At 63.7% G+C, this 13553-nt stretch carries 12 protein-coding genes; 6 read left to right on the top strand and 6 right to left on the bottom strand.

The annotated features are described in order from the left end of the window. Window positions 1-11 precede the first annotated feature (11 nt). The 3 genes from hutI to GTP46_RS23375 all read left to right on the top strand — a co-directional run bounded on the left by hutI (window position 12) and on the right by GTP46_RS23375 (window position 5540). Entirely contained in the window at window positions 12-1220 is a 1209-nt protein-coding gene (hutI, locus tag GTP46_RS23385; protein WP_161009039.1) for an imidazolonepropionase, read from the top strand. Window positions 1221-1287: 67 nt separating this feature from the next. Further along, entirely contained in the window at window positions 1288-3942 is a 2655-nt protein-coding gene (locus tag GTP46_RS23380) for a zinc-dependent metalloprotease (protein ID WP_161009038.1), read from the top strand. Beyond that, window positions 3942-5540 carry a glycine betaine ABC transporter substrate-binding protein gene (locus GTP46_RS23375; protein WP_161009037.1) on the top strand — a complete coding sequence of 533 codons (1599 nt, stop codon included), beginning with the start codon at window positions 3942-3944 and terminating at the stop codon, window positions 5538-5540. Before GTP46_RS23380 ends, GTP46_RS23375 begins: the two co-directional genes overlap by 1 nt. Before the next feature lie 122 nt (window positions 5541-5662). Here the strand turns inward: GTP46_RS23375 and GTP46_RS23370 are convergent, their stop codons facing one another. Together GTP46_RS23370 and GTP46_RS23365 are read right to left on the bottom strand one after the other, a co-directional pair. Then, window positions 5663-6154 carry a GNAT family N-acetyltransferase gene (locus GTP46_RS23370; RefSeq protein ID WP_161009036.1) on the bottom strand — a complete coding sequence of 164 codons (492 nt, stop codon included), beginning with the start codon at window positions 6152-6154 and terminating at the stop codon, window positions 5663-5665. Continuing rightward, window positions 6151-7062 carry a DMT family transporter gene (locus GTP46_RS23365; protein ID WP_161009035.1) on the bottom strand — a complete coding sequence of 304 codons (912 nt, stop codon included), beginning with the start codon at window positions 7060-7062 and terminating at the stop codon, window positions 6151-6153. The genes GTP46_RS23370 and GTP46_RS23365 overlap by 4 nt, the downstream gene beginning before the upstream one ends. 171 nt (window positions 7063-7233) lie before the next feature. Here GTP46_RS23365 and GTP46_RS29550 point away from each other — a divergent pair, with 171 nt between their 5' ends. Next, window positions 7234-7371 carry a hypothetical protein gene (locus GTP46_RS29550; protein WP_202414410.1) on the top strand — a complete coding sequence of 46 codons (138 nt, stop codon included), beginning with the start codon at window positions 7234-7236 and terminating at the stop codon, window positions 7369-7371. Here the strand turns inward: GTP46_RS29550 and GTP46_RS23360 are convergent, their stop codons facing one another. Further along, window positions 7372-7809: an Mpo1 family 2-hydroxy fatty acid dioxygenase gene (locus tag GTP46_RS23360; RefSeq protein WP_161009034.1), complete on the bottom strand. Its 438-nt coding sequence runs from the start codon at window positions 7807-7809 to the stop codon at window positions 7372-7374. A gap of 60 nt (window positions 7810-7869) precedes the next feature. Here GTP46_RS23360 and GTP46_RS23355 point away from each other — a divergent pair, with 60 nt between their 5' ends. Continuing rightward, window positions 7870-8376 carry a DNA-deoxyinosine glycosylase gene (locus tag GTP46_RS23355; RefSeq protein ID WP_161009033.1) on the top strand — a complete coding sequence of 169 codons (507 nt, stop codon included), beginning with the start codon at window positions 7870-7872 and terminating at the stop codon, window positions 8374-8376. On the opposite strand, the gene GTP46_RS23350 is transcribed toward GTP46_RS23355, so the two are convergent. Further along, a complete protein-coding gene (locus tag GTP46_RS23350; protein WP_161009032.1) occupies window positions 8354-9043 on the bottom strand; it encodes a GNAT family N-acetyltransferase in 690 nt (229 codons plus the stop codon). The two genes, GTP46_RS23355 and GTP46_RS23350, sit on opposite strands and share 23 nt — an antisense overlap. A 71-nt stretch (window positions 9044-9114) precedes the next feature. Between GTP46_RS23350 and GTP46_RS23345 the strand changes: the two genes are divergently transcribed. After that, window positions 9115-9492: a Gfo/Idh/MocA family oxidoreductase gene (locus GTP46_RS23345; protein ID WP_161009031.1), complete on the top strand. Its 378-nt coding sequence runs from the start codon at window positions 9115-9117 to the stop codon at window positions 9490-9492. Between the two features lie 12 nt (window positions 9493-9504). On the opposite strand, the gene GTP46_RS23340 is transcribed toward GTP46_RS23345, so the two are convergent. Continuing rightward, window positions 9505-12108 carry a BACON domain-containing protein gene (locus GTP46_RS23340; RefSeq protein ID WP_161009030.1) on the bottom strand — a complete coding sequence of 868 codons (2604 nt, stop codon included), beginning with the start codon at window positions 12106-12108 and terminating at the stop codon, window positions 9505-9507. A 126-nt stretch (window positions 12109-12234) separates the two neighbouring features. Then, window positions 12235-13434, bottom strand: a complete 1200-nt coding sequence (locus GTP46_RS23335; RefSeq protein WP_161009029.1) for a tetratricopeptide repeat protein — start codon at window positions 13432-13434, stop codon at window positions 12235-12237. Window positions 13435-13553: the final 119 nt, after the last annotated feature.

Here is a 13553-nt window from a genome sequence, read left to right as displayed (position 1 = left end):
GAAAGCGAAGTATGTGGGACGTGTTGTTTACGAACGTGCATCTGGCCACCATGGCGGATGGTTATGGTGAAATCCGCGACGCCGCCATTGCGGTAAAAGACGGCCGCATTGCGTGGCTGGGGCCTCAGGCGGAGCTGCCTTCCATGCAGGCCGTTACAGTGCACGACGGCGGTGGCAGCTGGCTAACACCGGGCCTGATCGACTGCCACACCCACATCGTCCACGCGGGTAACCGCAGCGATGAATTCGAGGCGCGTTTGAATGGCGCCACGTATGAAGACATCGCCCGTGCCGGTGGCGGCATCATGTCTACCGTGCGTGCTACGCGTGCGGCGTCGGAAGATGAGCTGCTGCGACAAAGCCTGCCACGCGTGCTGTCCCTGCTGGCGGAAGGCGTCACTACCATCGAAATCAAATCCGGCTACGGCCTGACGCTGGAGTCGGAAGCGGCGATGTTGCGTGCCGCCCGCCGCATCGGCCGCGAACTGCCGGTGCGTGTGGCCACCACCTTCCTCGGCGCGCATGCGTTGCCGCCGGAATTTGCAGGCCGCGCCGACGACTACATCGAAGAAGTCTGCCAGATGATCGCGCCGCTGGCGGCTGAAGGACTGGCCGATGCGGTGGATGTGTTCTGTGAACGCATCGGCTTTTCGTACGAACAAACGGAGCGCGTGTTCAAGGCTGCGCAGGCGTACGGCCTCCCGGTCAAGCTGCACGCGGAGCAGCTGTCCGACCAGCGCGGGGCTGAGCTGACGGCGCGTTACCAAGGGCTGTCGGCGGACCACCTTGAGCACTTGAGCGCAAGCGGTATCGAGGCAATGGCCGCCGCCGGCACGGTGGCGGTGCTGCTACCCGGCGCTTACTACTTCCTGCGCGATACCACGCCGCCGCCGGTGGCCGCGCTGCGCGAAGCAGGCGTGAAGATGGCGGTGGCCACTGATTGCAATCCGGGTACCTCGCCGATGACGTCCCTGCTGTTGGCGATGAACATGGCCTGCACGCTGTGGCGTCTGACGCCGCAGGAAGCACTGGCCGGCTGCACGCTGCACGCAGCGCGAGCGCTTGGCCTGCATGACGAAATAGGCAGCCTTGAAGTCGGCAAGCGCGCCGATTTTGCGCTGTGGCGCATCGCGCGTCCGGCCGACCTGTCTTACGCCATTGGCCTGAATCCTTGTCGCGGTGTCGTCAACGCAGGCAAATTGCGCTCTCCGGCCATGTAAAAACCTGCTCGTTGTATTGTGCTTTCGGTTACATTATCCGGATGCCACATAACGAAGCAGGATATCCATGTTCGTCTTGAATTCCGTACGCACCGCCGTGCTGGCGGCGCTCAGCGCCCATGCGCTGGCACAGGAGCCGACTCCTACGCCGCCCGTTCCCCACGCACCGGAGGCTGCCGCCACGCCGCAAGCTGCTGCTGCGACGCCGACGCCGGTCATCGCCGCGCCGGTGGCAGCGCCCCGGCCTTTCATCGACATTGTGCGCGGCGCATCCCATTTGCCGGGATTTTTGAGCCTGTATCAAAAAGAGGAAAAAGTCTGGATCGAGCTGCGGCCCGACCAATTCGACCGTCCGCTGTTCATGTCATTGAATATCCCGAACGGGATCGGCGAGCGTGGCATCTATGGCAGCCAGATGGGCGGCAGCCAGGTGGTGGTGTTCCATCGCGTCGGCAACCTGGTGCAGATGATCGCCAAGAACACGGACTACAGCGCCAAGGGCGGCACGCCGCAGTCGCTGGCGGTGCAGCAGGCATATTCGGACAGCCTGCTGGCGATTGCGCCGGTGGTCAGCAGCCCGCATCCGCAATCGAAATCGATACTGGTGGAAGCAAACGCGCTGCTGTTCGGCGATATCCTCGGCATGACCACGCGGCTGGAAGCGGCCTTCCGCCTGACCTACGTGATGGATGCGCGTAATAGCAGCTTCCTCACCATTCACTCGGATGAGGGCTTGACCGGCTTCCAGGTCAACGCGCATTACTTCACGCCGCGCATACCGGCGCCACCCGCCGTGCCGCCCCCGATACCTGCCGCTGTGCCGCATCCGCCGACCACATTGCCGGACCCGCGTAGCATGTTCATAGGCTACTACTACAGCTTTATGCCGCTGCCGGCGCAAGCCATGCCGGGCCGCCGTGCGGATGACCGCATTGGCCATTTCGTCAGCACCAGCCAGGATTATTCGGACGACGTGACGCCGACGACGGCGGTGCATCTGGTGGAGCGCTGGCGCCTGGAGAAGCAGGATCCGGCGGCGGCGCTGTCGGAGCCGGAGCAGCCTATCGTCTACTGGATCGACGCCAACGTGCCGGAGAAGTACCGCGAGTCGGTGCGGCAAGGCATATTGGCGTGGAATGCGGCGTTTGAGCGCATCGGTTTCAAGGACGCCATCGTGGTCAAGCAGCAGACCGCGGCCGACCGCTTCGATACGATGGATGCGCGCCACGCGTCAATCCGCTGGTTCCTCGGCAGCGATGTAGGTTTTGCGATTGGGCCTAGCCAGGTTGACCCGCGCAGCGGTGAAATCCTTGATGCGGATATCGCCATGTCCGATATTTTTGCGCGCGGTGCGCGGCGCATGGTCGGCGAAGATAGCCTCGATTTTTCCATGCCATTGTTAGCACAATCCTTGCAGCAGAATCGTTGCGACTACATGCAGGAGTCGGCAACGGAGATGGGCTTTGCGATGGACGTGCTGGAAGCGCGCGGCATGCTCGATATGGACGGCCCGGAAGCGGAGGCAGTGGCGCAGGCTTACGTGCGCTCGGTGATCATGCACGAAGTCGGTCACACGCTGGGCTTGCGGCACAACTTCCGCGCCTCGACGGTGTACTCGCTGCAGCAGTTGCAGGATCCTGAGTTCACCAAAAAGAATAGCATGACCGGTTCAGTGATGGACTACACGCCGTTCAACCTGTCGCTGAAAGGCGAGAAGCAGGGCGAGTACGTGGCGTCCACGCTGGGGCCTTACGATTACTGGGCGATTGAATACGCCTACAAGCCGATCGACCCGGCGCAGGAAAAGCAGGAGCTGGCGAAGATTGCATCGCGCTCCAACGAGCCGCAGCTGGCCTTCGGTAGCGACCAGGATGCGAGTGGCTTCAATCTGGACCCGGACGTGAACGTGTATGACTTGGGCAGCGATCCGCTGGCGTACTTCCAGCGCCGCCTGACGATTTCGCGCGAGCTGTGGGACCGGGTGCAGAACCGCACGCTCAAGCCGGGCGAAAGCTACGAGGTGCTGCGCCGGAGTTTCGATTATGGCTTCCAGCAGTTCGCACGCACCTTGCCGGTGGTGGTGAAGTATGTGGGCGGCGTGACCTACTTGCGTGACCACGCGGGCACGGGACGGGCGACCTTTACTCCGGTGCCGCTGCCGCGCCAACGTGCGGCTTTGCAGATGTTGACCGACAGCCTGTTCAAGACGGACAGCTTCAAGTTTTCGCCGGCGACCATCAGCCGTTTGGGTGTGGATCATTTCACTGCACGTGGACGGCCGGATGTTTCGGTTGGCGGACGTGTGCTGGCGTTGCAGTCGGCGGCGTTGGACCAGCTGATGTCGGACGGCGTGGCGGTGCGCTTGCTGGATTCGCAGGAGAAGCTGGAGGATCGCAAGCAGGTGCTGAGTCTTGGCGAGCTGTATTCCAGCGTGCAGGATGCGGTGTGGAGCGAGCTTAAGTCGGGCAAGGATATCAGCGGTATGCGGCGCAATCTGCAGCGCGAGCATTTGAAGCGGGTGGTGGCGGCGCTGTTGCGCGTGTCGGCTGGTACGCCGGCTGATGTGCGCAGCCTGCAGCGCGAGAATGCCTTGCAGCTGCAGCGCGAGCTGCAAGCGGCGATGGCGAAGCCGATCAGCCGTGAGGCCAAGGCGCATCTGTCGGAAAGTGTTGAGACGCTGGGGCAGGCGCTGAAGGCGTCGATGCTGCGCGCGGGGGCTTGATGGCATTGTTGCGAGGATGGTGGCCGGCAGCAGCGACAGCGGCCAGCCGATTGGCCGGCCTGCTTGTCGTGCTGGCGCTGGGCGCTGGCCCGGCGGTAGCTGTGGCGGGCGATGCGCTGCACGTTGGCTCCAAGCGTTTCACCGAGTCGTATATTTTGGGCGAGGTGCTGGCGCAGACGGCGGCGCCGCATGCACAGGTCGAGCATCTGCAAGGTCTCGGCAATACGGCGATTGTGCTGGCGGCGCTGGAGGCGGGGCGGATTGATATCTATCCCGAGTATCTGGGCACGATCGACCTGGAGATCCTCAAGCACAAGCAGCCTGCAACGCTGGAACAGATGCGCAAGGAGCTGGCGGTGATGGGCCTTGGCGTGGCGGTGCCGCTGGGCTTTAACAATACCTATGCGTTGGCGATGCGCGGCGAGGCGGATGCGCCGCGCAAGTTGAGCGAGCTGGCGGCGCGCGGTTCGCTGCGTTTCGGGCTGTCGCATGAATTCATCGGACGTGCGGATGGCTGGCAGGGTTTAGCGACGCGCTATGGCTTGCCGCAGCGGCCAGAGGGACTAGATCACGGTCTGGCCTATGAGGCGCTGCGTGGACGGCAGGTGGATGTGATCGATATTTATTCGACTGACGCGCGTATTGGGCAGTATGGCTTGCGGGTGCTGGAGGATGATCGCAGCTACTTCCCGCGCTACGATGCGGTGCTGCTGTACCGGCTCGATGCGGTGCAGCGCTTCCCGGCGGCGTGGCAGGCGATCAGCAAGCTGGAAGGGCGCATCAGCGAAGCGGACATGATTGCCATGAATGCCGCTGCAGAAATCGACGGCAAACCGTTTGCGCGCGTGGCGAGTGATTGGCTGGCCGCGCATTCGCTGGCCGGCGCTGCGACTGCGCCAACCGCCGCATTGGCTGCCGCGACGACCGGCGCATCGGCCCCTTCCGCCGCGCGCGATGGGCTGTTGGCCAAAATCTTCGATCACAATCTGTGGCGGCTGACGCAGCAGCATCTCACGCTGGTCCTGCTGGCGGTGGCCGCAGCTTGCTTGATCGGCGTGCCGCTGGGCGTATTAGCGGCGTCTCTGCCGCGCCTGAGGCAAGTGGTGCTGGGCTTGACCGGCGTACTCCAAACCGTGCCATCTCTCGCCTTACTGGCGCTGTTGATCCCTTTGCTAGGCCGCATCGGCACCGCGCCCGCGCTGGTGGCGCTGGTGGTGTATGCGCTGCTGCCCATCGTGCGCAATACCTGCACCGGTTTGCTGCAAGTTCCTAAGGGTTTGAAATTGGCAGCCAAGGCGCTTGGCCTGCGGCCTATGCATCGCCTGACGCACATCGAATTGCCGCTGGCGTTGCCGGTCATCCTGGCGGGCGTGAAAACGGCGGCGGTGCTGAGTGTGGGTACGGCGACTATTGCGGCCTTCATCGGCGCCGGTGGCTATGGTGAACGCATCACCATCGGCCTGGCCTTGAACGATAACGATATGCTACTAGCTGGCGCCATCCCGGCAGCAATGTTGGCATTGCTGACACAAGGCCTGTTCGAGTTGCTCGAACGCACAGTAATTAACAGACATCGGCTTTCTGTAAAGTCGCCGTAATGATTTGTAATGCCTGCGGCGCCGGTCGGAAGGGACGGATATAGTGAACCCGTTGATTCAATCTCCCTCCCACTGACAACGGGTTCTGCCCATCCAGCGCTTGCCGCTGGGTGGGATTTTTTTTACGCCTGTGCCGACAGCTGCGCCAGCGCATCGCCGGTGACGCGGCAGATGCGCCAGTCCGGCATTACGGTCGCGCCCATGCCTTCGTAGAATTTGATGGCGTTCGAATTCCAGTCCAGCACCGACCATTCGAAGCGGCCGCAGTCGCGTTCCACGGCCAGCTGGGCCAGCGCCACCAGCATCTGCTTGCCGTAGCCCTTGCCGCGATGGGCCTGCTGCACGTACAGGTCTTCCAGGTACAGGCCTTTCTTGCACAGGAAGGTGGAGAAATTGTGGAAGAACAGCGCGAAGGTGACGACCTCGCCGCCGGTCTCGCCGACCAGCGCTTCGCACACCGGCTTGTCGCAGAACAGGCTGTCGTGCAGGGCGGCTTCGTCGGCGACCACCATGTGCTCCAGCTTTTCAAACACGGCCAGCTCGAAGATCATGCCGAAGATGGCAGGGATGTCGGCCGGCGTGGCCGGGCGGATGGTCAGTTCGGTAGTACTCATCGGGTCTTTGTCTTAGTAGAAGAATTCGGTTTGAGCGCCCAGGCCACGCTGGACAGGCACAGCACCATGCCCAGCCACTCCAGCGGACCGGGGCGGTAATGCTCCAGCTGGATCGACAGTAGCACGGAAATCACCGGCGTCACCACGCCGATGTAGACCGCTTTGTCGGAGCCGATGCGGTGGATCAGGGTGAAGTAGGCAGCAAACGCAATCACCGAGCCCAGCAGAGACAAGTAGAGCAGGCCGCCCCAGTATCTGGCGGTGGTCGGCATGACGAAGTGCTGGCCGCTGACCAGCACCCACAGCGCCACCAGCAGGCTGCCCCACATCATGGACCAGGCCATGGTCAGCAGCACGTTGGCGGATTGTTCGCGCACCTTGATGACCAGCACATTGCCAACCGAGCTGGCGATGGTGGCGCACACCGCCAGCACCAGGCCCAGCAGGAAGTGACCGTTGCCACCGCTCAGGATGTCATTCCACGCGCCAAAGATCGAGTGGTAGAACAGCAAGGTCACGCCGCCAATCGCGACGCCGCCGGCAGCCCAGGTACGCGTGCTCAGTGCGGTGCCGAAGGTGAAATGGTTGAGGATAGGATTCCAGAACACCATCAGCGCAAACAGCACCGCCACCAGCCCGGAGACCAGGTATTGCTCGGAGGTGTAGGTGCAGATGTAGCTCACGGCAAACGTGGCGCAGCCTTGCAGGATCAGCCAGCGCTGGGCGCGCCACGGCAGCAGCAATTTGTGGCGGCGCACGGCGCACCAGCTGAACAGCACGGCCGAGGCCAGCGCGAAGCGATATACCACGGAAACGGCGGGCGGAACCTCACCCAGTTGTAGCGTGATGGCGAAAAAAGTAGAGCCCCAGATCAAACAGGCGATGATGAATAGCAGTGGAGAAGACATCAAACCAGTATAGCTGCACGGGGTACTTCTTGCCTAGCAGCTAGCTTTTTGTTGCGACGCAACAGCTTGTTGAATAAGTTGTATCTAGCTTGTAAATTCAGCAGTGTGGACCGCCAGAACACGTATAGTGAAAACACTGCTTCTTGTTCTCATTCTCATCGGGAGAGCGTCATGAATACCGCGCTGCAAATCAAAGTCGTCTCGCTGCTGGGCTATGTAGCCCTGAGCACCGCTTTGGTGCTGCTGCTGGCCGACGATGAGATGCAGGGCGCGGCGCAGGCGCTGTTCGCCCACGCCTGGTTTCGTTAATTAGTAGGCCCAGTGCAGGCGGCGGTACAGGAAGCCCAGCACGAACAGCGGTCCGATCAGCAGGAAACGCAGGTCGTCGAAGAAAGATGGCTTCTTGCCTTCAATCTTGTGGCCGATGAATTGGCCGATCCACGCCAGCACAAACACCGTTACCGATAGTGGCAGTACGGCCTGTGGCGGCAGCGCCGCCAGGATGGCTAGCATTGCGCTTGCCATTAACAGCATCCCCAGCGCGAACGGCTTGGACAGCTTGAAGTAGTACACCATCGCGGCCACGGTAAAGGCCAGCGCCACCAGCGGATGCACGGCCCATAGCAGGCCTAGCAGGGTGAACACGATCACCGGCACGCAAATGAAGTGGATCACTTCATTGGTCGGGTTGAGATGGCTTTCGCTGTACTGGGCCAGCAGGGTGTCGATGGTGCGGTTGTCCGGCATGGTGGTCTCCTTGGAATTATTGGTATCGACTGCCAGCCGATTCTACACCTACAATGTGGCATGACTGAACAATTGCGCAAGCGCTGTTTTGACCCCGTGGTGGACCAGCGCACCCGCCTGCTGGTGCTGGGCAGCCTGCCTGGCGAAAAATCGCTGGCCGTCCAACAATACTATGCCAACCGGCAGAATCAATTCTGGCGTTTGATGTCGGAAGTGACCGGCACAAGCCTGGTCGAGCTCGACTACGCAGCGCGGCTGGAAACCCTGATGGCGCATGGCGTCGGCCTGTGGGATGTGGTGGCCGAAGCCCACCGCCCCGGCAGCCTCGACAGCGCCATTCGCGAGCGCGACGACAACGACTTGCTTGGCCTGCTGGCGCGCTATCCTTCCATCGTCGCGCTGGCCTTCAATGGCGGCACCGCCGCCAAGCTGGGCGTGAAAGTGCTGGGCGAACATGCGGTGCGCTATCAACTGTTTGAACTGCCGTCGAGCAGTCCAGCCCATACCCGGCCTTACGCAGAAAAGCTGTGCTGCTGGGCGTCGCTCAAGCGGGTGCTCGGTAGCTAATCACGCGGACGGTGGATTCGAGGTAGTCCTGGAAACCCATGTTGAGGTAGAGCTGGTGGGCGGGGTTGTTGTGCATGACGTGCAGGAAGGACTGTTCGCCGCGCGCGGCGTGGCGCAGCAGTAATTTGGTGATCAGCTTTTTCGCCAGCCCGCAGCCCTGGTAGTCCGGGTGGGTGCAGACGCCGCTGATTTCGCACAGGCCCGGCGCGCGCAGGCGTTCGCCGGCCATCGCCATTAATCTCTCGCCGTCGAAGTAGCCGAAGTAGTCGCCTAGCTCAATGGTGCGGATGCCGAATGGACCCGGTTTGCACAAGGTCGCCAGCTCCAGCGCTTGCTCTGCGTGCTCGGCACGCAGCGGCACCGCCTCTGGCGCCGGATCGGTGGCCGGCAACGCGCCCTCCCATACCATGCGGAACATGGTGCTCTCGACTTCCACGCGCCAGCCCGGCGGCGCGGTCCCGGTCCAGCTATCACAATAAAAGTGTTCGCCGGCCGTGCACCACGGCGCCAGTGCGGCAAAGTCCGGTTGCGCCGGATCGGCAAAGGCGATGATGGGCGAGAAGCCTTGGGTGTAGCGGCGGATGGCATCGGTGCCGTCGGACCAGCGGCGGTGGGCGCCGTCCAGCGCGTGCCAGAAAATGTGGTCAAGCAGGGGATTACGGGCCATGCCGGTTGCCTTGGAGAAGGGTTCGTGGGATGCTAGGTTTTCGATCGCAGTGTAGCTAAAACGGGGGACAAGTGGAAACTCAAAAAATCGCCATCATTGGACTGGGCCGTATCGGATCTGCTTTTTTGCGCAATATGCTGGCCCGCAGCGGGGCTGGCGTGGAATTGGTCGGCGTGGCCGAAACCGGCGACACGCCGGGCCGCCAGCAGGCGGTGGACGCCGGCCTGAATCTCACTTCGCTGGATGAGATTGTCGCTCTGGGCAACGGCGTCGATATCTTGTTCGACCTGACCGGCATTCCTGCCGTGCGGCGCGAGATCCGCGAGAAGCTGATGGCGCAAGGCAATCACCACACGGTGGTGGCCTCGGAAACCATCGCCCGTCTGATCTGGGCCCTGACCACGGATGACGATTTGCCGGTGATTGCGGGCCGCAACACCGGCTACTAGCCTCGCAAGACCTTACGGCCCGATCGGCAGGAAGGTCACCACGCCGTCGTCGGTGATGGCAACCACCACCCAGCCATCGCCCGATACGGCCATCTGGCGCGGCAGCAGCTGCTTGCCGGTGGTGCTCAGCTTGTACTGCTGCAGCACCTTGGCGCCGGTGCTGTCGTACATATAGATGTCGCTGCTGCCGGCACGCGCGGCGCCGCCGCAGAAGATGCGGCCGTCGAGCGCCACTTCGATGTTGTTCGGCGCAGCGTCGCCGATGACCATGTAGCCGAGGATGGCCAGGTCGGCGCCGTTCATGATCACGCACGATTTCGGCGAGGCGGCCGCGCTGTAGACGCGCGTGCCGTCGGCGCTGAGCCACACGTCCGCGCCCTGGGTGCCGGGGCTGGTGTGGCTGGCCGGCGCCAGCTTGGCGGCAAACAGGGTGCCGCCGCCCATCGCCGCATAGTCGACGGTGGCGCTGGTGTGGGTGACGGTGGTGTTGCCCTCGTCTTGCTGCACGATGCGCTTGCCGTTGCTGCTGGCCGACAGCGCGCCGCCGGTGCTCAGCGGCAGCGTGCCGATGCGCGCCAGGCTGGAGGTCAGGAACAGCTGGCCGTCGCTCAACAACAGCATTTCCACGCCGTTCGGACGGATCAGTTTAAGGCGCGTGGCCTTGGTGCCGGGGCTGGCCAGCGGCAGTTGCTGGCTGATGGTGCGGGTGCTGAGCTTGACGGCGGTCAGGCGCGCGTTGTCGATATCGACTACGTACAAGGTGTCGCCGTTGGGGGTAACCGCCATGTCGCCCAGGTGGGCCGAGAAGCCGGTGATGCTGCTTTCCTTGAGGCCGGTGTACACATTGTAGACGTCGATCACGGCGCCGCCGTTGTGCAGGTAGGCGTACGGCCGCGCCGGGTCGGTGGTGACGTTGGTGTAGCGCAGGGCGGCGGTGCTGGCGGCCGACGGCGCGGCCGCGCCTTTCCACAGCGCCACGCGGATCACTTCCGGCGCGGTGGCGTCCGGGTCGGTGGCGGTGATGGTGATGGTGGCGGTGCTCAAGGTATCGCTTAGCAGCTGGCTCGGGTCGGCGGTCAGGACCAGCTTGTCGGCGCTGACGCCTACCACCAGCCACGACTGGTCGCTGCTGGCGCTCATGCCGCCGAAGCTGTCGTAGTTGTCGGCCACGCTGATGGTGCGGGTCAGGCGGCTCCAGCCCGGCGTGCTGACGAAGGCAACGGCGGTCTCGGCCGGCAGCAGCTTGTGCTGGTCCTTGTTCAGCGCCAGCAGCACCGAGGTCATCACAGCGTCGCCGTTGACGGCGGCGGTGGCCGACAACAGCGCCGAGCTGGTGCCGGTACTGGCATTGGCTGGCTTGGCCTTGACGGCGATGCTGGTGCCGGCCGCGTTGATGGTGCCGGCGGTGGCGGTCACCGTGGCCCAGCTCGGCACGGTGCCCAGGCTCCACGGCCAGCTGAGCGTGCCAGTGTTCAGGCTCAACGCCAGCGTCTGGCCGATGGTGAAATCGCGGCCGTAGGTACCGCCCAGGGTAATGGTGGACGGCGAGGTCGCCAGCGTGGCTTTGCTCAGGTTGAGCGTGACCGGCAGTTTGCGCGTGGTCAGGCCGGCCGGCGTGATGGTGATGTTGCCGGTGTAGCTGCCGCTGGCCAGCGTGCCGATGGTCGGGTCAACCGTCAGCACGGTAGTGGCCGGGGTGGCGCCGCTGGTCGGCGAGACCGACAGCCAGGCGGTGTCGCTGCTGGCGGTCCAGCCGGCGCTGATCTTGTTGTCGGTATCCAGGCTGACGATCTGGGGCGGGATGGCGGCGCCGTTGATGGCATTGATGGTGATGCTGTTGCTGCCCAGGACCAGGCCCGGCGGCAGCACGGTCAGCTTCACCGGCAGCGTCACGACCAGGCTGTCGTTGGAGTTGACGGTGAGCTTGGTGCTGTACGTGCCCTGGGCCAGGCCGCTGGCGTCGTAGCTGATGCTCAGGCTGCTGTCGCCGGTGCCGCTGGCGGCGCTGAGTTTGAGCCAGCTGGCGCCGCCGTTGCTGGCGGTCCAGCTGCGGCCGGTGGCGGAGATGGCCACGTTGACGGCCGCCGGGGCGGTAATGCCGGGCTGGGCGCTGGCGTCCAGCGACATGGCCGGCACGGCGCTGAAGGTGGCGCTGCCGGCTGGGATCACGGTGAGGTTGTACGGCAGCGCCACCGGCGAGCCTGGGAACTGGCTGGTACAGGCGCTGTCCTTGCACAGGCGCACGTTGAAACTGCCGGTATAGCTGCCGGCCGCCAGTGACGGCGAGGTCAGCAGCACGGCATGGTACTGGCTGTCGCTGTCGCGCACCACGGTGGAGCTGGGGAGAATGGTATTGTTGGCGTCGGTCACGCTGGCAAATACGGTGGCGCCACTGAAGTCGGATGGACGGGCCACGGCGGCGATCACGTTGACGGTCAGCGAGGTACCAGCAACGGCGCTGGCGGTGACGCTGGCGGGCGTGAAGCTGAGGGCGGGACTGGCGGCCGGGGCGGTGCTGCCGCCGCCGGTGCTACCGCCGCCGCCGCCGCCGCAGCCAGTCAACAGTGCAGCAATAATGAGGGGGACGGCGGCGTAGGCGGGCCTGAGTCTCAGCATGACGGAATCCTTGTGGTATGCAGCTAGCGAATGTCGCTAAACTGAGGTAGCTTAATTTACTTGCAATTGTTGCGTGTCCGCAACTACGTGTCAAGCTTCAGCTAGTTTCAGCATACCACCGGATTGTTACTGTTTTATGCGCAGCTGGGCCTCATAAGCACGAATGCGGTCGAGCTTGCCGGCGTAGAGGTCGTGGTCGCCGCGCGTGGTGCTGTTTTTCATGGCTTCGGCCATGTGGGTTTCAGCGGTGCGGATATTGCCCAGCTGGTAGTTGGCGATGGCCAGCCAGAAGTGGAATTCATGATAGTCGGGCACCCGGTCCAGTTCGCGCTCGAACAGCTTGCGGGCGCGCGTGTAGTCGCCCAGCTGCATGGCCTCCTGCCCTTGCTTGAAGAAGTAGAACGGCGGGTAGGGCTCCAGCTGCGCCAGCCGGGCGCGCAGCACGGCCGCTTCGTCCAGCTGGTTCACGGCTTCCAGCGTCTGCGCCAGATTGGCCAGGAAGATGGTGTTGTCGGGCGCCTGCGAGTGGGCGTAGCGCAGCGCCTGTTCGGCGGCGTCCTGGTTGCCGTGGTGCTGGTAGATCACGCCCAGCGTGTTGTAGGCGTTGAGGAATAGCGGATCGACTTCGGCCGCCTTGCGCGCGGCCCAGTAGGCATCGTCGACCTGGCCCACCGCCAGCAGTTCGGCGGCGCGGTTATTGAGGTACATGGCGACGATGGTGGTCTCGGTCAGCGGGCGGGCGTTTTCGCGGGCCTTGGGCGGCAGCGGAATGAAGTCCACGGTCAGCGAGGTGGCGCTGTCCATGCTGTAGGTGGCGTAGGGGTTGCGGTCGCTGCGCGGCCGGCCCAGCATCAGGTTGACGTGGTTGCTGGCGAAGTAGAGATTGCCGGAGCGGCTCCACACTTCATCGACCTCGACTTGCTGGAATTGCACCGGCATCTTGAGTTCTTGCGCCAGCGCGGCGGTCATGATGGCCAGCGACAGGCAGTTGCCGGCGCGCGCATCGAAGGTCTGGGCGGCGTTGCGGGTAACGGCGGAATCGTATTCAAGCTGTAGCTGGTCGCGCCGGTACAGGGCGTCGAACAGCATACGGCGCACATCCTTGCCTGGGGAGGCATTGCCGATTTCCTTGTGCAGGTAGTCGCGCATGGCCGGAGTGAGGGCGAACACGCGGCTGGTGTCGATCGGCGCACCGGACGGCTTGAATAGCTGGTCGTGGAATAGCTGCTGCTGCGGCGCCTGGACGGCAACCGGTTGGCTGGCGCAGCCGCACAGGAATGCAGCGGCGCACAGCGCCGTGCCAATAACGCGGGCCCATGATGTCATGACGTGTCTCCCTTTGCTGCGGAGCACAAGGCCTGCACCGCACCAGGCGGCGGGATCTGCGTCCCGCGTTCAGGAAAGTATCCTCGGCTCGCGCGGGACTGTCAAACAGGAAATCGCTT

This window comes from Duganella flavida, assembly GCF_009857445.1.
Taxonomy (GTDB): domain Bacteria; phylum Pseudomonadota; class Gammaproteobacteria; order Burkholderiales; family Burkholderiaceae_D; genus Rugamonas; species Rugamonas flavida.
This window is presented reverse-complemented; position numbering and strand designations above follow the sequence as displayed.

Excerpts from the sequence above, each read along its gene's own strand:
- hutI (WP_161009039.1), top strand. The coding sequence starts at position 12 with ATGTGGGACGTGTTGTTTACGAACGTGCATCTGGCCACCATGGCGGAT.
- GTP46_RS23380 (WP_161009038.1), top strand. The coding sequence starts at position 1,288 with ATGTTCGTCTTGAATTCCGTACGCACCGCCGTGCTGGCGGCGCTCAGC.
- GTP46_RS23375 (WP_161009037.1), top strand. The coding sequence starts at position 3,942 with ATGGCATTGTTGCGAGGATGGTGGCCGGCAGCAGCGACAGCGGCCAGC.
- GTP46_RS23370 (WP_161009036.1), bottom strand. The coding sequence starts at position 6,154 with ATGAGTACTACCGAACTGACCATCCGCCCGGCCACGCCGGCCGACATC.
- GTP46_RS23365 (WP_161009035.1), bottom strand. The coding sequence starts at position 7,062 with ATGTCTTCTCCACTGCTATTCATCATCGCCTGTTTGATCTGGGGCTCT.
- GTP46_RS29550 (WP_202414410.1), top strand. The coding sequence starts at position 7,234 with ATGAATACCGCGCTGCAAATCAAAGTCGTCTCGCTGCTGGGCTATGTA.
- GTP46_RS23360 (WP_161009034.1), bottom strand. The coding sequence starts at position 7,809 with ATGCCGGACAACCGCACCATCGACACCCTGCTGGCCCAGTACAGCGAA.
- GTP46_RS23355 (WP_161009033.1), top strand. The coding sequence starts at position 7,870 with ATGACTGAACAATTGCGCAAGCGCTGTTTTGACCCCGTGGTGGACCAG.
- GTP46_RS23350 (WP_161009032.1), bottom strand. The coding sequence starts at position 9,043 with ATGGCCCGTAATCCCCTGCTTGACCACATTTTCTGGCACGCGCTGGAC.
- GTP46_RS23340 (WP_161009030.1), bottom strand. The coding sequence starts at position 12,108 with ATGCTGAGACTCAGGCCCGCCTACGCCGCCGTCCCCCTCATTATTGCT.
- GTP46_RS23335 (WP_161009029.1), bottom strand. The coding sequence starts at position 13,434 with ATGACATCATGGGCCCGCGTTATTGGCACGGCGCTGTGCGCCGCTGCA.